Genomic DNA, 22655 nt, shown 5'->3' on the forward strand with positions numbered 1-22655 from the left:
AACGCAGCTTTGTTGTTCTTGCGGAAGTCGGCGATGGTTTTGAAGTCGGGTTTGAGCCGGTTGATCAGCCACATCACTTCGATGTTGCGCTGGCATTCGGCTTCCAGGCGCCGGGACGAGCGAATGCGCTGGAAATAACCATAAAGGTAGAGCTTTAGCTGATCGGCGGGGTCGTACGCGGGGCGCCCGGTGGCCTTGGGCTGAGTTTTCTCAAAGCCGAGCTGACCCAGATCAAGCTTGGCGACATACAGGTCGATGACCCGTACGAGGTGATCTTCCGGGATCAATTCCTCCAGCGAGACCGGGAACAAGCTGGTCTGGCTGCGGGACTCTCCTTGTATGTAGGCCATAACGAAGAATGCTCCGTATCTTTCGATACGGAGCATTCTCTTAAAGGGCGGGGCAGATTGCTAGGTTTTCACACAGTCTGACATGGGCCGGTTTTTTTACGCGTGGCGATTACAGCTTGCCAGCGTTCTCGCTCAGGTACGCCGCAACACCTTCTGGCGAAGCGTTCATGCCCTTGTCACCTTTCTTCCAGTTGGCCGGGCAGACTTCGCCGTGCTCTTCGTGGAATTGCAGGGCGTCGACCAGACGCAGCAGCTCGTCCATGTTGCGGCCCAGTGGCAGGTCGTTGACGATCTGCGAACGGACAACGCCGTTCTTGTCGATCAGGAAGGCGCCACGGAAAGCTACGCCGCCTTCGGACTCGACGTCGTAGGCCTTGCAGATTTCGTGAGTGATGTCGGCAGCCAGGGTGTACTTGACCTGACCGATACCGCCGTTGTTGACCGGGGTGTTACGCCAGGCGTTGTGGGTGAAGTGCGAGTCGATCGAAACGCCGATCACTTCCACGCCACGGGCTTCGAAGTCAGGAATGCGGTTGTCCAGGGCGATCAGCTCGGACGGGCAGACGAAGGTGAAGTCCAGCGGGTAGAAGAACACCAGGCCGTACTTGCCCTTGATGGCCGAAGCCAGGTTGAAGCTGTCGACGATCTCGCCGTTGCCCAGCACGGCTGGAACGGTGAAGTCCGGGGCTTGTTTACCAACGAGCACGCTCATTCGTTATCTCCTGATGATGGTGAAAAACCGTTGCCCGGGCGAGGCTCGCACGCCCGGCATCCAACAAAGGCCGACCATCATACACGGCTTATCGTGACAGACCGAATCGAACCATCGGTCGCGGGAAGATGAAGCTTTCTTCAAGTGCTTTGACAAGCATTCTCATTACCATTAAGCTCCACTCCATCGACTCAACCAGCGATGGTCTGACCTTATGTATGTATGTCTCTGCGTCGGCGTGACCGATGGACAGATCCGTGATGCGATCTACGAAGGATGCTGCAGCTACAAGGAAGTCCGTGCCGCCACCAACGTCGCCAGCCAGTGCGGCAAGTGTGCGTGTCTCGCCAAGCAGGTGGTCCGCGAAACATTGACCGATCTCCAGCTCAGCCAACAGGCCGCCCTGCCTTACCCGGTAGAATTTAACGCCGCCTGAAACAACCGATTTCGAAGAACCGGACCTCGCGTCCGGTTTTTTTATGCCTGTAATTCAATAAGTTAGCCTTCGAACGCGGTTCACAAACATTCTTATTCCTATTAATTTTCACTTATTATTCAATAACTTAGGTTTGACACGCGAAGTTGTCGGGCTCAAACTTCCTGCATTGGCACACTTCTACAGGGCAGGAACCCGATCATGAAAGGCGACGTAAGCGTCATCCAGCATCTCAACAAGATCCTCGGAAACGAGCTGGTCGCGATCAACCAGTACTTCCTGCACGCACGCATGTACGAAGATTGGGGCCTGAACAAGCTCGGCAAGCACGAGTACAAGGAATCCATCGACGAGATGAAGCACGCTGACAAGCTGATCAAGCGTATTCTCTTCCTCGAAGGCATCCCCAACGTGCAAGACCTGGGCAAGCTGTTGATCGGCGAGCACACCAAGGAAATGCTCGAGTGCGACCTGAAGATCGAGCAGAAAGGCCTGGTTGACCTGAAAGCCGCCATCGCGCACTGCGAAACGGTCGGCGACTTCGGCTCGCGCGAATTGCTCGAAGACATCCTGGAGTCCGAGGAAGAGCACATCGACTGGCTGGAAACCCAGTTGGGCCTGATCGACAAGATCGGCATCGAGAACTACCTGCAGTCGCAGATGGGCGAAGAATAAGCCTCCCTGGATAGCACCCATGAAAAAGCCCCGCCTAGGCGGGGCTTTTTCACGCCGGCGGAAAACCTGGATCAGGCCTCGGATGCCTTGGCCTTGGCGGCTGCGTCCTTGATCAGGGTCTGCAGCTCACCCTTCTCGAACATCTCCAGCACGATGTCGCTGCCACCAACCAGCTCACCACCGACCCACAGCTGAGGGAAGGTTGGCCAGTTGGCATACTTGGGCAGGTTGGCACGAATTTCCGGGTTCTGCAGGATGTCGACGTAGGCGAATTTCTCGCCACAACCCATCACAGCCTGCGAAGCACGGGCCGAGAAGCCGCACTGCGGGGCATTCGGCGAGCCTTTCATGTAAAGCAGAATGGTGTTGTTGGCAATCTGCTCTTTGATTGTTTCGATGATATCCATGGAGCACCTCGGCTGAACTTTCCGACACGGTCGTCGGCACGGTGAGGCATTGTATCGGAAAGCCGAGTGTCGTGCTTGGTAATGGACCTGGAGCGTTGAGCAGGTCCATTTCGCAATCAAGCCGCCTCCACCTGCACCGGCACACCATTGAGCGCGGCATTGCCCGACAACGCATCGCGCAGCAATTCATCGGTCAGGTCATTGGCGCTCACTCCCGGTTGGGCGTGGGCGATCTGCAAACGTACCCCCTGGCGACCGTGCCCGTAGCCATGTGGCAGGCTGACCACTCCCGGCATTACCTCCTCACTGGCAAGCACCTGCACCTCCAGACTACCGGTACGCGAGCGAACCCTTACCCACTGCCCGTCCTCCAGCTGGCGCTGCTGCAAGTCCTGCGGATGCATCAGCAACTGGTGGCGGGGCTTGCCTTTGACCAGGCGATGGTAGTTGTGCATCCAGGAATTGTTGCTGCGCACATGCCGGCGCCCGATCAGCAGCAACTGGTCGGGCTCCGTCGGCACCTGCCGGGCCAGGCGCTGCAGATCGTCGAGCAGCACCTGCGGTGCGGCCTCCACCGCCTGGGCCGGAGTGCGCAAGCGGGTTGCGAGGTTTGGCTGCAACGGCCCCAGATCAAGGCCATGGGGATGCTCGTCCAACACCTGCAGTGACAGCCTCCAGGACGACGCCTCGCCACGCGGCCCCTTGCGCAGCGCCAGATCGATCATCTGCGCTGGAGGCAGGGTCGGCTTGAGCTCGAGCGCCGCACGCTCGGCGAACGCCCGGGCCAGCCCGACAAAGATCTCCCAATCATGCAGCGCCCCCTCAGGCTTGGCCAGGATAGCCCGATTGAAGCGGGTGACGTTACGCACTGCCAGCAGGTTGAAGGTGCTGTCGTAGTGATCGTTTTCCAGTGCCGACGTGGAGGGCAGGATCAGGTCGGCGTGGCGAGTGGTTTCATTGATGTACAGGTCGATGCTGAGCATGAACTCAAGACCCGCAAGAGCCCCATCGAGCTGGCGACCAGTGGGAGTGGACAGCACCGGGTTGCCGGCGACGGTCACCAGCGCCCTCACCTGCCCTTCGCCGGGTGTCAGCACTTCTTCGGCCAACGCTGCAACCGGCAGCTCCCCGCCGTACTCCGGGAGGCCCGAAACCCGACTCTGCCACTGGTTGAAATGACCGCCCGAGGTGCTGGCGACCAGGTCAACCGCAGGCTCGGTGCACAGTGCACCACCTTGGCGGTCGAGGTTGCCGGTGACCAGGTTGATCAGTTGCACCAACCAATGACAAAGCGTGCCGAAGGTCTGGGTGGAGACGCCCATGCGCCCGTAGCACACGGCACTGCCGGCCGCGGCGAAATCTCGCGCCAACTGGCGAATCTCACCCGCCTCGATGCCGCAAAGCGGACTCATGGCCTGCGCCGTGAAGGGCGCGATCGCCTCGCGCACCTGCTCAAGCCCATTGACCGGCAGGTGCGAGCCACGCGCCAGGTTTTCGCTGAACAAGGTATTGAGCAGACCACACAGCAGCGCGGCATCACCGCCAGGACGGATGAACAGGTGCTGGTCGGCCATCGCCGCCGTTTCACTGCGTCGGGGGTCGATCACCACGAGTCGTCCGCCGCGCGCGCGCAGCGCCTTCAAGCGCTTTTCCACGTCCGGCACGGTCATGATGCTGCCGTTGGACGCCAATGGATTGCCGCCAAGGATGAGCATGAAATCGGTGTGGTCGATATCCGGGATCGGCAGCAGCAGGCCATGACCATACATCAGGTGGCTGGTCAGGTGCTGGGGCAACTGGTCGACGGAGGTGGCGGAAAACCGGTTGCGCGTCTTGAGCAGCCCTAAAAAGTAGTTGCTGTGAGTCATCAGGCCGTAATTGTGCACGCTGGGATTGCCCTGATAGACCGCCACGGCATTGCGCCCGTGCGCCTGCTGGATGCTCCACAAGCGTTCCGCAGCCAGCGCGAAGGCCTCTTCCCAGGTGATCGGCTCCCAGAGCTCCCCCACGCGCCGATGAGGCTGGCGCAAGCGGTCAGGGTCTTCCTGGATGTCCTGCAGCGCCACCGCCTTCGGACAGATATGCCCACGGCTGAACGGGTCCTGCGGATCGCCCTTGATCGCGCTGATCGACGCCCGCCCGTCAGGCGCATGGCTGACTTCGATATTGAGCCCGCAGATTGCCTCGCACAGGTGACAAGCACGGTGATGCAGGGTCTTGGTCATGGCCGCCTCTGCCTTGTTGTTCTGGAAGCGCTGACTATGCCCCTGACCACCCACCGATGCCACGCCGCTTAGTCACGTGAATCGGGCGTCATCAGGCACACGATTCGCGACACGGCGTTTGCCAAAGCCCCGCCAAGCCGTGTACAAACCCCTGTAGAAAATAAAAAACAGACCTTCCACAAGGGTTTACGACACCCTTTGAAACAGCCCCGCTGTTTCCCCTCTTGGTTTCAGGCGACATTTAATTATAGTATTGCGCCTTTCCCTATTCCGTCCGCCCCGTGCGGCTTACGCCGCAGGTCACTCCCGTTGTCAAAAAAAACCATACGGTCGACCTGCAAAACGTTGCAGATAAGGTAGTCAATCATGAGCACCAGGCACTTTCTCTCCCTGCTGGATTTCACCGCTGACGAATTGCTCGGCGTGATCCGTCGAGGCATCGAGCTGAAGGACCTGCGCAAGCGAGGCGTGCTCTTCGAACCCCTGAAGAACCGCGTACTGGGGATGATCTTCGAGAAGTCCTCGACCCGCACCCGCGTATCGTTCGAAGCGGGCATGATCCAGCTCGGCGGCCAGGCGATCTTCCTGTCCCCGCGCGACACCCAGCTGGGTCGCGGCGAGCCGATCAGCGACAGCGCCATCGTGCTCTCGAGCATGGTCGACGCGGTGATGATCCGCACCCATGCCCACAGCACCCTAACCGAATTCGCTGCGCATTCGAAGGTGCCGTTGATCAACGGCCTGTCCGACGAATCGCACCCCTGCCAACTGCTGGCCGACATGCAGACCTTCGTCGAACACCGTGGCTCGATCCAGGGCAAGACCGTGGCCTGGATCGGTGATGGCTTCAATATGTGCAACTCTTACATCGAGGCTGCCCGCCAGTTCGATTTCCAGCTGCACATCGCTTGCCCGGAGGGCTACGAGCCCGATCCACGCTTCCTCGAGCTCGGTGGCGAGCACGTACGGATCATCCGTGATCCGAAGGAAGCGGTACGCGGCGCGCACCTGGTGACCACGGATGTCTGGACTTCCATGGGCCAGGAAGAGGAAACTGCACGGCGCCTGGCGCATTTCGCGCCTTACCAGGTCACCCGCGAGTTGCTCGACCTGGCGGCACCCGACGCCCTGTTCATGCACTGCCTGCCCGCTCACCGCGGTGAGGAGATCAGCCAGGACCTGCTAGACGACCCACGTTCGGTCGCCTGGGACCAGGCCGAGAACCGCCTGCATGCACAGAAGGCTCTTCTTGAATTCCTTGTAGAACCGGCTTACCACCACGCATGAGTCAACCCCTGCTGCTCAATCTGCGCAACCTCGCCTGCGGCTATGGCGAGCAGCGCATCGTCCAGAACCTCAATCTGCACCTGAACGCAGGCGACATCGGTTGCCTGCTGGGTTCATCGGGTTGCGGCAAAACCACCACCCTGCGCGCCATCGCCGGCTTCGAGCCGGTGCATGACGGCGAGATCCAGCTGGCCGGAGATGTCATCTCCCGTGCAGGCTTCACCCTCGCCCCGGAAAAACGCCGGATCGGCATGGTGTTCCAGGACTACGCGCTGTTCCCGCACCTGACCGTGGCACAGAACATCGCTTTCGGCATCGGCAAACATCCACGCCAAGGCGAAGTGGTCAATGAAATGCTCGAGCTGGTCAAGCTCGGCGGCCTGGGCGCACGCTACCCCCACGAACTTTCCGGCGGCCAGCAGCAGCGCGTCGCACTGGCCCGCGCACTGGCGCCAGAGCCGCAGTTGCTGCTGCTCGACGAGCCGTTCTCCAACCTCGACGTGGAGCTGCGCCGACGCCTGAGCCACGAGGTGCGCGACATTCTCAAGAGCCGTGGCACCAGCGCAATCCTGGTCACCCACGACCAGGAAGAAGCCTTCGCCGTCAGCGATCATGTCGGCGTGTTCAAGGAAGGTCGCCTGGAACAATGGGATACGCCCTACAACCTCTATCACGAGCCACAGACGCCGTTCGTGGCCAGTTTCATCGGCCAGGGCTACTTCATCCGCGGCCAGATGAGCAGCCCGGAAGCGGTGAACACCGAGCTCGGTGAACTGCGCGGCAATCGCGCCTACTTGATGCCAGTAGGCAGTTCGGTGGACGTCCTGCTGCGCCCGGACGACATCGTGCACGCACCGAACAGCACGCTGCGCGCGCGCATCAATGGCAAGAGTTTCCTGGGCGCCTCGACGCTCTATCGCCTGGAACTGCCCACCGGTAGCCAACTGGAGGCGATTTTCCCCAGTCATGTCGATCACCAGATCGGCCAGGACGTAGGCATCGCCGTCGCGGCTGACCATCTGGTGCTGTTCGCCGTACCGGGCAGTGTCGCGGCGCAATTGCAGGCCCAGGAGAACGGCGTACGCCGCTACAGTTCGGCGACCTGAAGGCGCTCTGCTGCGCGCCCTCAGCCTCTGCCGATCCCGGCAAACCTGCCCTGGGTATGCTCGGCCAGCACTGCTGCTGCCAGCTCCACTTCCAGCCCGCGCCGTCCGGCGCTGACATGAATGCTGTCGAACTGCTGCGCCGACTCATCGATGAAGGTGCGCAGGCGTTTCTTCTGCCCCAGAGGGCTGATACCACCGACCAGATATCCCGTGGCCCGCTGGGCTGCGGCAGGGTCGGCCATCTCGCACTTCTTGACCCCGGCAGCCTGGGCGAGCGCCTTGAGGTCGAGCGTGCCGATCACCGGCACCACTGCCACCAGCAACTCACCTTTCTCGCTGCTGGCCAGCAGTGTCTTGAATACCCGCTGCGGATCGAGCCCGAGCTTCTCGGCGGCTTCCAGGCCATAGGAGGCGGATTTGGGATCGTGTTCGTAGCTGAGCACGCGATGTTCGGCGCGCGCCTTCTTCAGCAGGTCGAGTGCGGGGGTCATGTACAGCTCCAGTCGATGACGGCGTGCCGGCTACTTTAGGGGAAATCCCGGAGGGCAGCCAGCGCACGTCGGGGCTGCACCGGACCTGTGCAGGCAGGAGCATGTTCGCGGGTCAGAATGTGGCCGATGGTTCACTTTCGACCTTTGACATCAGCGTTTCTTGTCTATATTTTTTCGTTTCTGAAGAAAACACGCACATAAACAGTGCACATTCGTACACTCGCCGGTCGTTCATGGGGATGGACAACTGGCGTCGACAGCCGGGCGTCCTGCGCCTCACAACAACAAGAACCGAAGGTCCTACATGACGACAGCTCTACGACAACCAACGCTTTCCGGCCAGTGCATGGCCGAGTTCCTGGGTACTGCGTTGCTCATCTTCTTCGGTACCGGTTGCGTGGCCGCGCTCAAGGTCGCGGGTGCCAGCTTCGGACTCTGGGAAATCAGCATCATCTGGGGCGTCGGCGTCAGCATGGCGATCTACCTCAGTGCCGGCGTTTCCGGTGCGCACCTGAACCCGGCGGTCAGCATCGCGCTCACCCTGTTCGCCGGTTTCGACAGGCGCAAACTGCCTTTCTACATCCTCGCCCAGGTCTGTGGTGCCTTCTGCGGTGCGGCACTGGTCTACACCCTGTACAGCACGCTTTTCTTCGATTTCGAACAGGTGCACGGCATGGTCAGGGGCAGCCAGGCCAGCCTCGAGCTGGCGTCGGTGTTCTCCACCTATGCGCATCCATCGCTGTCCATCGGCCAGGCATTTCTGGTCGAAGTGGTGATCACAGCAATCCTCATGGCCGTGATCATGGCCCTCACCGATGACAACAACGGCCTGCCGCGTGGCGCCACCGCACCGCTGCTGATCGGCCTGCTGATCGCGGTGATCGGTAGCGCCATGGGGCCGCTCACCGGCTTTGCGATGAACCCCGCCCGGGATTTCGGGCCCAAACTCATGACATTCCTGGCGGGTTGGGGCGAAATTGCCTTCACTGGTGGACGGGACATTCCCTACTTCTTGGTTCCGGTGTTCGCACCGATCCTTGGCGCGTGCCTGGGGGCCGCGAGCTATCGCGTCCTGATCGCCCGCAACCTGCCGACGGCCGACGCCGCGAACCCAAAGACAGATGCTGCTACCCAGGGCGATACTCAAACTTCCTGAGGCTGGCGCTGCGGGATCTCGCCCGCGCGCTGACTCACTCCCTTTTCGTGCAAGGCAACGACCATGACAGACACCCAGGATAAGAACTACATCATCGCCCTGGACCAGGGCACCACCAGTTCGCGGGCGATCATCTTCGACCGCGACGCCAATGTGGTCGGCACCTCCCAGCGCGAGTTCGCCCAACACTATCCGCAGGCCGGCTGGGTCGAACACGATCCGATGGAGATCTTCGCCACGCAGAGCGCGACCATGGTCGAGGCCCTGGCGCAGGCAGGTCTGAGCCACGCCCAGGTGGCGGCGATCGGTATCACCAACCAGCGTGAAACCACTGTGGTGTGGGACAAGGAAACCGGTCGCCCGGTATACAACGCCATCGTCTGGCAGTGCCGTCGCAGCACCGAGATCTGCGCCCAGCTCAAGCGTGACGGCCACGAACAGTACATCCGCGAAACCACCGGCCTGGTCACCGACCCGTACTTCTCCGGCACCAAGCTCAAGTGGATCCTCGACAACGTCGAAGGTGCCCGCGAGCGCGCCGAACGTGGCGAACTGTTGTTCGGCACCGTCGACAGCTGGCTGATCTGGAAATTCTCTGGCGGCAAGGTGCACGTCACCGACTACACCAATGCCTCACGCACGCTAATGTTCAACATTCACACCCTGCAATGGGATGACAAGCTGCTGAACATTCTCGGCATCCCGCGGCAGATGCTTCCCCAGGTGCGCCCGTCCTCGGAGGTCTACGGCCACACCAAGAGCGGTATCGCCATCGCCGGTATCGCCGGCGACCAGCAGTCGGCGCTGTTCGGCCAGATGTGCGTGGAGCCGGGCCAGGCCAAGAACACCTATGGCACCGGCTGCTTCCTGCTGATGAACACCGGCGACAAGGCCGTCACCTCGTCCCACGGCCTGCTCACCACCATTGCCTGCGGCCCTCGCGGCGAAGTGGCCTACGCCCTCGAAGGCGCAGTGTTCAACGGTGGTTCAACGGTCCAGTGGCTGCGCGACGAGCTGAAGATCGTCAATGACGCGCTCGACACCGAGTACTTCGCCAGCAAGGTGAAGGACAGCAATGGCGTCTACCTGGTACCGGCCTTCACCGGCCTCGGCGCACCCTACTGGGACCCGTACGCCCGCGGCGCCCTGTTCGGCCTGACCCGTGGCGTCAAGGTCGACCACATCATCCGTGCCGCCCTGGAATCGATCGCCTACCAGACCCGCGATGTGCTCGACGCCATGCAGCACGACTGCGGCCAGCGACTCTCGGAGCTGCGGGTTGATGGCGGTGCAGTGGCCAACAACTTCCTCATGCAGTTCCAGGCCGACATTCTCGGCACCTGCGTAGAGCGTCCGAAAATGCGCGAAACCACCGCCCTCGGCGCCGCCTACCTGGCAGGCCTGGCCTGTGGCTTCTGGAGCAGCCTCGACGAGTTGCGTGACAAGGCGATCATCGAACGCGAGTTCAGCCCGCAACTGGATGACACGCAGAAAGAAAAGCTGTACGCGGGGTGGAAGAAAGCCATCGAGCGCACCCGCGATTGGGAAGATCACGAAGGCTGACCGCATCAGCCCACCCAATCCTGTTCAGCAACGGCCTTGCGCGCCCGCTCACGGCGCAAGGCCGCTTCCACATAAGCACCGGTCTCAGGCTAGCGACGACAGTCTACTGGTCGTCATCCCCTTCCTACGGCATCATTGCAGCATTTGTCCGGCAGCCCCAAAGGACCGCCCATGAATCTGCCCCCTCGCCAACAACAAATCCTCGAACTGGTGCGTGAACGCGGCTACGTCAGTATCGAGGAAATGGCGCAGTTGTTCGTCGTCACGCCCCAGACCATCCGTCGTGACATCAACCAGCTCGCCGAGGTCAACCTGCTGCGCCGCTATCATGGTGGTGCCGCCTATGACTCGAGCGTCGAGAACACCGCCTACGCCATGCGCGCCGACCAGATGCGCGACGAGAAACAGCGCATCGCCGAGGCCGTCGCACGGCAGATCCCCGATCACGCCTCGCTGTTCATCAATATCGGTACCACCACCGAATCCATCGCCCGGGCCCTGCTCAACCACAGCCACCTGAAGGTCATCACCAACAACCTGCACGTGGCGTCGATCCTCGGTGCCAAGGATGACTTCGAAGTCCTGGTGGCAGGCGGTACGGTTCGCCGTGACGGCGGTGTCGTGGGGCAGGCCAGCGTCGACTTCATCAGCCAGTTCAAGGTCGATTTCGCCCTGGTCGGCATCAGTGGCATCGATGAAGACGGCAGCCTGTTGGACTTCGACTATCAGGAAGTACGGGTATCCCAGGCCATCATCGCCAATGCCCGGCAGGTCATCCTCGCCGCAGACTCCAGCAAGTTCGGGCGCAACGCCATGGTGCGCCTGGGCTCAATCAACCTGATCGACTGTCTGGTGACCGACCAGCATCCCACCCCCACGCTCACGCAGCTGCTGAACCAGTACAAGATCCGCCTGGAAGTGGTCTGAGCGCGCAGCGCTGAACATCACCGGTGGCGAGCCGCCGGTGAGACAGCGCCATGAAATGTTCAATAATGTTCACTTTATTGCCATCTGATCAGTATTTTCTATGATCAGCGACTGGCGATGGTCTTTTTGTTGCGCTACTATTTTCGGAAACGAACATAGATGTTCACATTCGCTGTGAACCGCCCTCAGGAGGCCTTGCCCGTGTCCCAGCCCGTCCAGCCCCAGCCGCCCCTCGCCGACTGCTATGACCTCGCCGTGATCGGCGGTGGCATCAATGGCGTCGGTATCGCCGCCGATGCTGCCGGGCGTGGCCTGAAGGTCTTCCTGTGCGAGAAGGACGACCTTGCCCAGCACACCTCCTCGGCGAGCAGCAAGCTGATCCATGGTGGCCTGCGCTACCTGGAACACTACGAATTCCGCCTGGTACGTGAAGCCCTGGCCGAGCGCGAAGTGCTGCTGGCCAAGGCGCCGCACATCGTCAAGCCCATGCGCTTCGTGTTGCCACATCGTCCCCACCTGCGTCCGGCCTGGATGATTCGCGCTGGCCTGTTCCTCTATGATCATCTGGGCAAGCGCAAGCGCCTGGGCGGCTCGCGCAGCCTGCGTTTCGGTGCGGGCTATCCGCTCAAGCCGACGATCACACGCGGCTTCGAATACGCCGATTGCGCAGTCGATGACGCTCGCCTGGTGGTGCTCAACGCCATGGCCGCACGTGAAAAAGGCGCCCACCTGCACACCCGTACCCGCTGCCTGCGCGCCGAGCGCGTCGATGGCCTGTGGCAGGTCGAACTGCAGCATGCCGACGGCAGCCTGCAGGCCATTCGCGCCCGCGCCCTGGTCAATGCCGCCGGTCCTTGGGTGGCACGTTTCATCAAGGATGACCTCAAGCTCGATGCGCCCTACGGCATCCGTCTGATCCAGGGCAGCCATCTCATCGTGCCGCGGCTGTACGAAGGCGAACACGCCTACATCCTGCAGAACGAAGATCAGCGCATCGTCTTCTGCATCCCTTATCTGGACCGCTTCACCCTGATCGGCACCACCGACCGTGAATACAGCGGCGACCCGGCCAAGGTGGCGATCACCGACGCGGAAACCGACTACCTGCTCAAGGTGGTCAACGAACATTTCAATCATCAATTGTCACGCGCCGACATCCAGCACACCTACTCCGGCGTACGCCCGCTGTGCAACGACGAGTCGGACAACCCTTCTGCCGTGACCCGCGACTACACCCTGGCGTTGTCCGCCAGCGAGGGGCAGGCGCCCCTGCTTTCGGTGTTCGGCGGCAAGCTGACCACCTACCGCAAGCTGGCAGAATCAGCGATGACCGAACTCAAGCCTTTCTTCTCCCAGATGCGCGGCAGCTGGACTGCCAGCGCGCCATTGCCAGGGGGCGAAGGCATGACCAGCGTGCAGGCCCTGGTCGATGCCGTTCTGGCGCGCCACGGCTGGCTGCCGGTGGACATCGCCAAGCGCTGGGTGCTGACTTACGGCAGTCGTGTCTGGCGCCTGCTTGAAGGTGTACAAGGGCCGGATGACCTTGGTCAGTCGATCGGCGGTGGTTTGTTCAGCCGCGAGGTGGATTACCTGTGCGCTGCAGAATGGGCGGTCAGCGTGGACGATATTCTCTGGCGCCGCACCAAACTGGGCCTGTTCACCAATGCTGCCGAGCAACAGGCTCTGGCCGACTACCTGCAGCAGGCCGCCTCGAACCGGGCGCGGGTCCGCGCGGCCTGAGTCATTGACGGGCTGGCGCAACACCAGCCCGTCCCTTGCCTTGCAGGCGCGCAAACCCTTCAGGGCCCTGCTGCGCAGGTCGAGCGTCCACTCGTCGATCACCTCGCATTCTTCTTCAATCTCCAGGTCGGCCAAGCGCGTATGAACGCGCGCTCTTATTTCGCTGAACCTGCAGTGACGTGCCCTTTTCACCCTGACCACTAGGGTCATGACACCCGGCACCCACCCATTCGGATTTCCGAACGCTTCCAGAACAGTCATTCGGAAACCCGCACGTCCACCCTTGGAAATAATTCGTCAGAAAAGATTAATTCCCAGGAAATTCGCGGCGTTATGATGAATGTCGGAGCTTGGCACGAGTCATGCTCTACACTTGGTAGCCGAACGCACACCGCTTCTTGTTGTGTTCGTTGAACGAAGAGTCCGCCAACGGCTCCATAAAAAAAACAAACGTCGAGGAAAATTTGATGCGTATCGTTCGTCAATTGCTGGGCGCTGCAATCGCCGCCGCCGTCATCGCTTCGCCGGTCATGGCCGAAGAGCTGACCGGCACCCTGAAGAAGATCAAGGATTCCGGCACCATCACCCTGGGCCACCGTGACTCCTCCATTCCGTTTTCCTACCTGGCAGGCAGCACTACACCCGTGGGCTACTCCCACGACGTCCAGCTGGCTGTGGTCGAAGCCCTGAAGAAGCAACTGGGCACCGACATCAAGGTCAAGTACAACCTCGTCACCTCCCAGACCCGCATCCCGCTGGTGCAGAACGGCACCGTCGACCTGGAGTGCGGCTCCACCACCAACAACGTCGAGCGCCAGCAGCAAGTCGGCTTCTCGGTTGGCATCTTCGAAGTCGGCACCCGTCTGCTGACCAAGGTCAAGGACGGTCAACCCTCCTACAAAGACTTCCCGGACCTGGCCGGCAAGAACGTCGTGACCACCGCCGGCACCACCTCCGAGCGCCTGCTCAAGGCCATGAACGCTGACAAGCAGATGAAGATGAACGTGATTTCCGCCAAGGATCACGGTGAAGCCTTCAACATGCTCGAAAGCGGCCGCGCCGTAGCCTTCATGATGGACGACGCCCTGCTGGCCGGTGAAATGGCCAAGGCCAAGAAACCGACCGACTGGGTCATCACCGGCACCCCGCAATCGTACGAAATCTACGGCTGCATGGTGCGCAAGGACGATGCGCAGTTCAAGAAAGCGGTCGATGACGCCATCGTCGCCTACTACAAGTCGGGCGCCGTGCAGAAGAGCTACGACAAGTGGTTCCAGCAGCCAATCCCACCGAAAGGCCTGAACCTGCAGTTCCCGATGAGCGAAGAGCTGAAGAAGCTGATCGCAGAGCCTACCGACAAGGCTGCGGACGAAACCAAGTCCTGATCCCCTGCTGAAATGGCCCGCGTGCTCCACCAAGCACGAATCCAACCGACGGGCCACGCATAAGTGTCTAACCTTTACTTCCGAGGGCGCCCAGCGCTCTTGGAAGTTCAAAGGTGCCCGTGAAACAACCGTCTGAGGGGAAATCCCGATGAATTACAACTGGGACTGGGGCGTGTTCTTCAAGTCCACTGGCGTGGGCAGCGAAATCTATCTGGACTGGTACGTCACCGGTCTGGGCTGGACCATCGCCATCGCCATCTGCGCCTGGATCATCGCCTTGCTGCTGGGATCGCTGCTTGGCGTCATGCGCACCGTGCCGAACCGTCTGGTATCGGGCATCGCCACCGCCTACGTGGAACTGTTCCGCAACGTACCGCTGCTGGTGCAGCTGTTCATCTGGTACTTCCTGGTACCGGACCTGCTTCCGGAGGGCCTGCAGGAGTGGTTCAAGCAGGACCTCAACCCGACCACCTCGGCACTGATCAGCGTAATCATCTGCCTTGGCCTGTTCACCGCCGCGCGTGTCTGCGAACAAGTGCGCACCGGTATCCAGGCCCTGCCCCGCGGACAGGAGTCTGCCGGGCGCGCGATGGGCTTCAGCCTGACGCAGATCTACATGAACGTGCTGCTGCCACAGGCCTACCGGATCATCATTCCGCCGCTCACCTCCGAATTCCTGAACGTGTTCAAGAACTCCTCGGTGGCGTCGCTGATCGGCTTGATGGAGCTGCTGGCCCAGACCAAGCAGACCGCCGAGTTCTCCGCCAACCTGTTCGAGGCCTTCACTCTGGCCACGCTGATCTACTTCACCCTGAACATGGGCCTGATGCTGCTGATGCGCATGGTCGAGAAGAAAGTTGCCGTGCCTGGCCTGATTTCCGTGGGAGGTAAGTAATGGACATGGATTTCAGCGAAATCATCCCTGCCCTGCCCGCCCTGTGGGACGGCATGGTCATGACCTTGCAACTGATGGTCATGGGTGTGGTCGGTGGTATCGCGCTGGGGACCGTCCTGGCGCTGATGCGGTTGTCGTCGAGCAAGCTGCTGGCCAATATCGCCGGCGCCTACGTCAACTACTTCCGCTCCATCCCGCTGCTGCTGGTGATCACCTGGTTCTACCTGGCCGTGCCCTTCGTCCTGCGCTGGATTACCGGCGAAGACACCCCGATCGGCGCGTTCACCTCCTGCGTCGTGGCCTTCATGATGTTCGAGGCGGCCTACTTCTGCGAAATCGTGCGTGCGGGCGTGCAATCGATCTCCAAGGGCCAGATGGGCGCCGCGCAGGCACTGGGCATGACCTACGGCCAGTGCATGCGCTTGATCATCCTGCCCCAGGCGTTCCGCAAGATGACCCCGCTGCTGCTGCAGCAGAGCATCATCCTGTTCCAGGACACCTCGCTGGTCTACACCGTGGGCCTGGTGGACTTCCTCAACTCGGCACGCTCCAACGGCGACATCATCGGGCGCTCCCACGAGTTCCTGATCTTTGCCGGCGTCGTGTACTTCCTCATCAGTTTCTCCGCTTCCTGGTTGGTCAAGCGTCTGCAAAAAAGGATCGCCGTATGATTTCCATCAAGAACGTCAACAAGTGGTACGGGGACTTCCAGGTGCTGACCGATTGCACCACCGAGGTCAAGAAAGGTGAAGTGGTGGTGGTCTGCGGCCCATCCGGCTCGGGCAAGTCCACCCTGATCAAGTGCGTCAACGCGCTGGAGCCGTTCCAGAAGGGCGACATCGTGGTCGACGGCACTTCGATCGCCGATCCGAAGACCAACCTGCCCAAACTGCGTTCGCGGGTGGGCATGGTATTCCAGCACTTCGAGCTGTTCCCGCACCTGTCGATCACCGAAAACCTGACCATCGCCCAGCGCAAGGTGCTCGGCCGCAGCGAGGCGGAAGCCACCAAGAAAGGCCTGGCCTTGCTCGAGCGCGTAGGCCTCGGCGCCCATGCCAAGAAACACCCCGGCCAGCTCTCCGGCGGCCAGCAGCAGCGCGTGGCGATCGCCCGCGCCCTGTCGATGGACCCGATCGTCATGCTGTTCGACGAACCGACCTCGGCACTGGACCCGGAAATGGTCAACGAAGTACTGGACGTGATGGTCGAGCTCGCCCATGAGGGCATGACCATGATGTGCGTGACCCACGAAATGGGCTTCGCCCGCAAGGTCGCCAACCGGGTGATCTTCATGGACAAGGGCAACATCATCGAGGACTGCCAGAAGGAAGACTTCTTCGGCAACCCCGAAGGTCGCCACGAACGCACCCAGCACTTCCTCAGCAAGATCCTGCAGCACTGATGATCCCGGTGTCCGCTGCCTGCCAGGGCAGCGGACGCTGGTCGTGACAAGGCCACTGTGATGAAATGCGATCCTTCGCTACTTCGCCCTGCCAAGCCTGCCGTGAAATCCCGCCTGATCCGCCAACTGTTCCTCCCACCACTGATCGTCCTGCTGATGGTCGGTCTGGGCCTGGTCGGCTACATGATCAGCGAAAACAACGGCATCCGCGCCCTGAGCGAGAACGGCGAGCGCCAGCTCGAGCTGCACGCGCGCACGGTCGAAAGCGAAATCAGCAAGTACACCTACCTGCCGAGTCTGCTGGAGCTCGAAGACAGCGTCTCGCAACTGCTCGCCGAACCTGACGGCGGCTCGCGGCAGGTCGTCAACGAATACCTCGAAGGCCTGAACCGCCGCAGCCGCAGCCGGGCGATCTACGTCCTGGACACCAGCGGCCGGGTGCAGGCCACCAGCAACTGGCGCGACGCCGACTCCTTTCTGGGAGAAGACCTGGCCTTCCGCGCCTATTTCCAGGACGCCGTGCGCGGTCAGCCTGGGCGTTTCTATGGCATCGGCAGCACCACCGGAGAAGCTGGCTACTATCTGGCCCATGGCCTGGAAGAGCACGGCAAGATCATCGGCGTCGCGGTGATCAAGGTCCGCCTGGACACCCTGGAAGAGCGTTGGCAACGTGCCCGCCTCGAAGCATTCGTCAGCGACGAGAACGGCATCATCATCCTTTCCAGCGATCCCGCCCGGCGGCTGAAGTCGGTGCGCCCGCTTACCCCGCAGATCAAGGAAGAACTGGCGCGCAGCCTGCAGTACTACTGGTGGCCACTCAACGAACTGCAACCGCTGGCCCGCGAGACGCTGGGCGATGGTGTAGAAAAACTGACCTTCCCGGCCAACAGCGAAACCGCCCAGGGCAAAGTGCGTGAAGTCGCCTACCTGGCCCAGACCCGACGCCTGGCTGACACCCCCTGGCACTTCACCCTGCTCACCCCGCTGCAGGATCTGCATCGCGAATCGATGGTCCAGGGCATCCTGGTCGGCGTTGCCTTCGCCCTGCTGGCAATCCTCGGCATCGCCTGGAACGAGCGGCGCAAGGTGATCGCCACGCGCCTGGCCGCCCGCGAAGCCTTGGAAGAAGCCAATAGCCTGCTGGAGCGGCGGATCACAGAACGTACCGCCGACCTGCGTGCCAGCAACGAACGACTCAAGGGGCAGATCCGCGAACGACGTCACGCCGAGCAGACCCTGCGCCATGCCCAGGACGAGTTGGTCCAGGCCGGCAAGCTGGCAGCCATCGGGCAGATGTCGACCAGCATCGCCCATGAGCTGAACCAGCCGCTGGCGGCACTGCGTACCCTGTCGGGCAATACCGTGCGCTTCCTCGAACGCGGAGCCTTCGAGACCGCCAGCACCAACCTGCGCACCATGAACGACCTGATCGATCGCATGGGGCGCATCACCGCCAGCCTGCGCTCCTTCGCCCGGCGTGGCGAGGACAGCGGCCGCGCCTCGCTGGGCAAGGCGGTGGAGGCGTCCCTGCAGGTACTCGGCAACCGCATCGGCGCGTGCAACCTGCAATTGCATCGCCAATTCGATGACCAGCCGCTGGCGATCGACCAGACGCGCCTGGAACAGATCCTGGTCAACCTGCTTGGCAACGCCCTCGACGCCATGACCGCCCAACCCCATCCGCAGCTGTGGCTGGAAGGCGAACTGGCAGGCGACAGATACCGCCTGCGGGTTCGCGACAACGGCCACGGCATTGACATCGAGGCCCGCAAGCACCTGTTCGAACCGTTCTTCACCACCAAACCGGGCGAGCATGGCCTGGGCCTGGGCCTGACCTTGTCGGCCAGCCTCGCCACAGCCGCCAAGGGCACCTTGAGCGTCGAGCACCCCGCTGGCGGCGGTACAGCCTTCATCCTCACCCTGCCCCTGGTCACCTCCCCCACAGACTCGGCCGATGCCCCATGAACGAAGGGTCCCCATGAACCAAGCACCCTTGACTGTCCTGATCGTCGAAGACGACCCCCACGTGCTGCTCGGTTGCCAGCAGGCGCTGGCGCTCGAGGATATCGCTTGCGAAGGCGTCGGCAGCGCCGAACAGGCCCTGGAGCGGATCGGTGACGATTTCGCCGGGATCGTCGTCAGCGACATTCGCCTGCCGGGCATCGACGGCCTGGAGCTGCTCAATCGCCTCAAGGCCCGCGACCGCAGCCTGCCGGTGGTGCTGATCACCGGCCACGGCGACATCGACATGGCCGTCGGCGCCATGCGCAACGGCGCCTACGACTTCATGGAGAAGCCGTTCTCGCCAGAGCGACTGGTCGATGTGGTACGCCGGGCGCTGGAGCAACGCGGCCTGTCGCGCGAAGTGGTCGCCCTGCGCCGGCAACTGGCCGGTCACAGCTCGCTGGAAGGACGGATCATCGGCCGCTCGCCTGCCATGCAGAACCTGCGCGAACTGATCGCCAACGTCGCCGACACCTCGGCCAACGTACTGATCGAAGGCGAGACCGGCACAGGCAAGGAACTGGTCGCCCGTTGCCTGCACGATTTCAGCCGGCGCCAGACAGCCCCCTTCGTGGCCTTGAACTGCGGCGGCCTGCCGGAAAACCTGTTCGAGAGCGAAATCTTCGGCCATGAAGCCAACGCGTTCACCGGCGCAGGCAAACGGCGGATCGGCAAGATCGAGCATGCCAATGGCGGGACACTGTTCCTCGATGAAGTCGAGAGCATGCCGATCAACCTGCAGATCAAGCTGCTGCGCGTCTTGCAGGAGCGCACTCTCGAGCGCCTGGGCTCGAACCAGAGCATCCCGGTGGACTGCCGGGTGATCGCTGCCACCAAGTCGGACCTGGACGCCATGGGCCAGGCCGGGCAGTTCCGCAGCGACCTGTACTATCGCCTCAACGTGGTTACGCTCGAGTTGCCGCCGTTGCGCGAACGCCGCGAGGACGTACTGCAGTTGTTCGAGCATTTCCTGCAGCAATCGGCGCTACGCTTCGACCGCGAAGTTCCCGAGCTGGACAGCCAGACATTGTCGCGGCTCATGGCTCATGACTGGCCGGGCAATGTGCGCGAGCTGCGCAACGTCGCCGAGCGCTATGCGCTGGGCTTGCCGGCGTTCAAGAAGGCCGGTGGCAGTGCAAGCCAGGGGCTGGGCTTTGCCGAGGCGGTGGAAGCGTTCGAACGCAACCTGCTCAGTGATGCCTTGCAGCGCACTGGCGGCAACCTTAGCCAGGCCAGCCAGGAGCTGGGCATGGCCAAGACGACGTTGTTCGACAAGGTGAAGAAGTACGGGTTGGGCTGACAGGGCTCAGCGCCACCCGACTCAAAGCCCTGCCAGGTGCGTCGCATCCTGACGATGCGCCTTCAGGTAGGGCAGCACCGCCGCCAGCAACGGCGCCTTGAACGGCTCCTGGAAGCGGTGCGCCAACCCTGGAATCAAGCGTAACTGGCTGCCTTGGATGTGCGCCGCCAAGTGCACCCCATGCATCACCGGGAGCAGCGGGTCGGCCGTGCCATGCACGACCAGCGTAGGCACACGCAACTGGTTGAGCAGCGCCACCCGGCTCGGTTCCGCCAGGATCGCCATGATCTGGCGCTTGACCCCCTCCGGATTGAACGCCCGGTCATAGGCCAACGCCGCCTGCTGCAACAGCACCGCGCGATCATCGTGCACCGTCGGGCTGCCCAGAGCCGCCAGCAGGTCGGCCTGCTGCTCCAGCGCCACTTCACGGCTCGGAGCACTGCGCCGCGCCAGCAACTGCACCAACGCAGGATTCGGCGCCGGCAAGCCTTCGGCACCGGAGCTGGACATGACCAGCGTCAGGCTGCGCACACGCTGCGGCGCCATGGCTGCCAGGTGCTGGGCGATCATCCCGCCCATGCTTACCCCCAACACATGGAACTGCTCGATTCCAAGCACATCCATCAGGTGCAGACCGTCACCGGCCATGTCAGTCAGGCTGTAGGGCGCCGCCACTGGCAGGCCAAGCTTGTAGCGCAGCAACTCGACGGTGAGGTTGGCCGACGCCGGCGCCTGGTTCCAGCGCGACAGGCCGACATCGCGGTTGTCATAACGAATGACCCGAAAACCTTGGCGACACAATGCCTCGACCACATCATCCGGCCAGTGGATCAATTGCCCGCCCAGGCCCATGACCAGCAGCAATGCCGGATCCCCCGGCGTGCTAACGCTCTGGTAGACCAGGCTCAACTCACCCAGCTCGGCTCGCTGCACCGGTACATGGGCGTCGCAACGCCCGGCGGCGAAACCTGTCGGCACCCCGCACAACAAAAGAAAGAAAATCAGAAAAACCCGCATGGAAGGAAACACCAGAATGCAAATCCCCAGTAGAGCGCGAGTCTGATGAAATCCATGCGATGGCGCTGCCACAGTTGCGTGACAGTTTGATTAATGTCGCCGAACGGTCATCTGCAGGGTGCTGTCGACAGACACAGCAACATGAGAGAAACTCAACCCAATCGATCTTTTACCAAGTGTTTCTCCCGGAGTTGCAAGTGCTGGAAATCCGTCACCTGAAAACCCTTCATGCCCTGCGCGAAGCCGACAGCCTGGTGGAGGCCGCCGAGCGCCTGCACCTGACCCAGTCGGCGCTGTCGCACCAGTTCAAGGAGCTGGAAGAGCGCCTGGGGATGCAACTGTTCGTGCGCAAGACCAAGCCGATCCGCTTCACCAGTGCCGGCCTGCGCCTGCTGCAACTGGCCGACGCCACCCTGCCGCTGCTGCGTGGCGCCGAACGCGACATCGCCCGCCTCGCCGGCGGCACCGCGGGCCGCCTGCACATGGCCATCGAGTGCCACAGCTGCTTCCAGTGGCTGATGCCAACCATCGACCAGTTCCGCGATGCCTGGCCGGAGGTCGAGCTGGACCTGGCCTCGGGCTTTGCCTTCGCCCCCTTGCCTGCGCTGGCCCGGGGCGATCTCGACCTGGTGGTGACCTCCGACCCGCTGGACCTGGCTGGCATCACCTACGTGCCGCTGTTCACCTACGAAGCCATGCTGGCGGTGGCCAACCAGCACGCGCTGGCGAGCAAGCCCTACATCGTTCCGGACGACCTGGCCGACCAGACCCTCATCACCTACCCGGTGGAGCGTGATCGCCTGGACATCTTCACCCGCTTCCTGGAGCCTGCCGATATCGAACCGGCCGCGGTTCGCACCTCGGAGCTGACAGTGATGATGATGCAGTTGGTCGCCAGCGGTCGCGGGGTGTGCGGCATGCCGCACTGGGCATTGCACGAGTACAGCTCGCGTGGCTACGTGAAGGGCAAGCGCCTGGGCGAGAAAGGCCTGTTCGCCACGCTCTATGCCGCAGTGCGCACCGACATGCTCGATGCGCCGTACATGCGTGATTTCCTGCTGACCGCCAAGGATACCTCGTTCGCCACCCTCGACGGTGTCAGCGCGGTGCGCTGAGGCCCTCACGCCACAGCGGCAGGATCAGGTCGCGGGTCAAGGGTGCCAGTGCCAGGGTTGGCGCCTGATCGGCCGCCAGCCAGTGAACTTCGTCGATTTCCGCGGCCGGGATCACCGCCTCGGCGCATTCGACGCGAAACAGCTCGGCCTGTACTTCAAAACCTGGCTCGTTGGCCGCCGGAGCGCTGAAACGGCCAAGGTGCACGGCCTGCTCGGGGTCGATGCGCACGCCCAGCTCTTCGTGCAGCTCGCGCACCAGCGCCTGGACCGGCGTTTCGCCGGCATCGATCTTGCCACCCGGTTGCATGAAGGCCTGGGTGCCGCGCTTGCGTACCAGCAGGGTACGGCCCGCCGGGTCGATGAGCAGGGCGGCGGCGATATGGATAGTCTTGGTCATGGGGGCATTCCTGGACAGAGGCTGGCGAGGATACCTTATGCAGCGCGCTCTGAGCGGGTTTACCG

At 62.2% G+C, this 22655-nt stretch carries 22 protein-coding genes; 15 read left to right on the forward strand and 7 right to left on the reverse strand.

The genetic code is table 11. The features are described 5' to 3' along the window. On the reverse strand, positions 1–350 hold a 350-nt coding region (locus VA602_RS01700), incomplete at its 3' end, for a transposase (protein WP_323452314.1). A 109-nt stretch (positions 351–459) separates the two neighbouring features. Next, entirely contained in the window at positions 460–1062 is a 603-nt protein-coding gene (locus VA602_RS01705; protein ID WP_054891793.1) for a peroxiredoxin, read from the reverse strand. A 214-nt stretch (positions 1063–1276) separates the two neighbouring features. Here VA602_RS01705 and VA602_RS01710 point away from each other — a divergent pair, with 214 nt between their 5' ends. Both VA602_RS01710 and bfr read left to right on the forward strand, forming a co-directional pair. Continuing rightward, positions 1277–1498, forward strand: coding sequence for a bacterioferritin-associated ferredoxin (locus VA602_RS01710; protein ID WP_063543432.1), 222 nt, complete (start codon positions 1277–1279; stop codon positions 1496–1498). Between the two features lie 201 nt (positions 1499–1699). Continuing rightward, complete coding sequence (gene bfr, locus VA602_RS01715; protein WP_054891795.1) at positions 1700–2173, forward strand: bacterioferritin; 474 nt, start codon at positions 1700–1702, stop codon at positions 2171–2173. A gap of 71 nt (positions 2174–2244) precedes the next feature. Here bfr and grxD read toward each other — a convergent pair whose 3' ends face one another. Both grxD and VA602_RS01725 read right to left on the reverse strand, forming a co-directional pair. Then, the gene (gene grxD / locus VA602_RS01720) at positions 2245–2580 is read right to left on the reverse strand and encodes a Grx4 family monothiol glutaredoxin (protein ID WP_039575941.1); all 336 of its coding nucleotides are present in this window, start codon (positions 2578–2580) and stop codon (positions 2245–2247) included. Positions 2581–2696: 116 nt separating this feature from the next. Then, entirely contained in the window at positions 2697–4805 is a 2109-nt protein-coding gene (locus VA602_RS01725) for a molybdopterin oxidoreductase family protein (protein WP_323452315.1), read from the reverse strand. A gap of 366 nt (positions 4806–5171) precedes the next feature. On the opposite strand from VA602_RS01725, the gene argF reads away from it, so the two are divergent. Then, entirely contained in the window at positions 5172–6092 is a 921-nt protein-coding gene (argF, locus tag VA602_RS01730) for an ornithine carbamoyltransferase (protein WP_054891797.1), read from the forward strand. Beyond that, positions 6089–7198, forward strand: coding sequence for an ABC transporter ATP-binding protein (locus VA602_RS01735; protein ID WP_323452316.1), 1110 nt, complete (start codon positions 6089–6091; stop codon positions 7196–7198). The genes argF and VA602_RS01735 overlap by 4 nt, the downstream gene beginning before the upstream one ends. A 20-nt stretch (positions 7199–7218) precedes the next feature. Here the strand turns inward: VA602_RS01735 and ybaK are convergent, their stop codons facing one another. After that, positions 7219–7689 (reverse strand): Cys-tRNA(Pro) deacylase, encoded by a 471-nt coding sequence (gene ybaK / locus VA602_RS01740; protein ID WP_063543428.1) that lies wholly within the window; start codon positions 7687–7689, stop codon positions 7219–7221. 304 nt (positions 7690–7993) lie between these two features. On the opposite strand from ybaK, the gene VA602_RS01745 reads away from it, so the two are divergent. The 10 genes from VA602_RS01745 to aauR all read left to right on the forward strand — a co-directional run bounded on the left by VA602_RS01745 (position 7994) and on the right by aauR (position 20061). Then, positions 7994–8845, forward strand: coding sequence for an MIP/aquaporin family protein (locus tag VA602_RS01745; RefSeq protein ID WP_323452317.1), 852 nt, complete (start codon positions 7994–7996; stop codon positions 8843–8845). Between the two features lie 63 nt (positions 8846–8908). Further along, on the forward strand, positions 8909–10408 hold the full coding sequence (glpK, locus tag VA602_RS01750; RefSeq protein WP_323452318.1) for a glycerol kinase GlpK: 1500 nt from the start codon (positions 8909–8911) through the stop codon (positions 10406–10408). A 171-nt stretch (positions 10409–10579) separates the two neighbouring features. Continuing rightward, entirely contained in the window at positions 10580–11335 is a 756-nt protein-coding gene (gene glpR, locus VA602_RS01755; RefSeq protein ID WP_065863095.1) for a DNA-binding transcriptional repressor GlpR, read from the forward strand. Between the two features lie 201 nt (positions 11336–11536). Next, entirely contained in the window at positions 11537–13075 is a 1539-nt protein-coding gene (glpD, locus tag VA602_RS01760) for a glycerol-3-phosphate dehydrogenase (protein ID WP_323452319.1), read from the forward strand. Between the two features lie 467 nt (positions 13076–13542). Then, positions 13543–14460: a glutamate/aspartate ABC transporter substrate-binding protein gene (locus VA602_RS01765; protein ID WP_054891803.1), complete on the forward strand. Its 918-nt coding sequence runs from the start codon at positions 13543–13545 to the stop codon at positions 14458–14460. A gap of 148 nt (positions 14461–14608) precedes the next feature. Then, positions 14609–15355: an amino acid ABC transporter permease gene (locus VA602_RS01770; protein ID WP_323452320.1), complete on the forward strand. Its 747-nt coding sequence runs from the start codon at positions 14609–14611 to the stop codon at positions 15353–15355. Then, on the forward strand, positions 15355–16026 hold the full coding sequence (locus VA602_RS01775; RefSeq protein ID WP_054891805.1) for an amino acid ABC transporter permease: 672 nt from the start codon (positions 15355–15357) through the stop codon (positions 16024–16026). Before VA602_RS01770 ends, VA602_RS01775 begins: the two co-directional genes overlap by 1 nt. Further along, positions 16023–16757, forward strand: a complete 735-nt coding sequence (locus tag VA602_RS01780; RefSeq protein WP_065863099.1) for an amino acid ABC transporter ATP-binding protein — start codon at positions 16023–16025, stop codon at positions 16755–16757. Before VA602_RS01775 ends, VA602_RS01780 begins: the two co-directional genes overlap by 4 nt. A 60-nt stretch (positions 16758–16817) precedes the next feature. After that, positions 16818–18722 carry a two-component sensor histidine kinase AauS gene (gene aauS, locus VA602_RS01785; protein WP_323452321.1) on the forward strand — a complete coding sequence of 635 codons (1905 nt, stop codon included), beginning with the start codon at positions 16818–16820 and terminating at the stop codon, positions 18720–18722. 13 nt (positions 18723–18735) lie between these two features. After that, positions 18736–20061: a two-component response regulator AauR gene (aauR, locus tag VA602_RS01790; RefSeq protein ID WP_054891808.1), complete on the forward strand. Its 1326-nt coding sequence runs from the start codon at positions 18736–18738 to the stop codon at positions 20059–20061. A gap of 21 nt (positions 20062–20082) precedes the next feature. On the opposite strand, the gene VA602_RS01795 is transcribed toward aauR, so the two are convergent. After that, positions 20083–21078: an alpha/beta fold hydrolase gene (locus VA602_RS01795; RefSeq protein ID WP_323452322.1), complete on the reverse strand. Its 996-nt coding sequence runs from the start codon at positions 21076–21078 to the stop codon at positions 20083–20085. 197 nt (positions 21079–21275) lie between these two features. On the opposite strand from VA602_RS01795, the gene metR reads away from it, so the two are divergent. Next, a complete protein-coding gene (gene metR, locus VA602_RS01800) occupies positions 21276–22193 on the forward strand; it encodes a transcriptional regulator MetR (protein ID WP_054891810.1) in 918 nt (305 codons plus the stop codon). On the opposite strand, the gene VA602_RS01805 is transcribed toward metR, so the two are convergent. Beyond that, on the reverse strand, positions 22177–22590 hold the full coding sequence (locus VA602_RS01805) for an NUDIX hydrolase (RefSeq protein ID WP_125930577.1): 414 nt from the start codon (positions 22588–22590) through the stop codon (positions 22177–22179). The two genes, metR and VA602_RS01805, sit on opposite strands and share 17 nt — an antisense overlap. Positions 22591–22655 lie beyond the last annotated feature (65 nt).

The organism is Pseudomonas machongensis (assembly GCF_034961125.1).
Classification (GTDB): domain Bacteria; phylum Pseudomonadota; class Gammaproteobacteria; order Pseudomonadales; family Pseudomonadaceae; genus Aquipseudomonas; species Aquipseudomonas machongensis.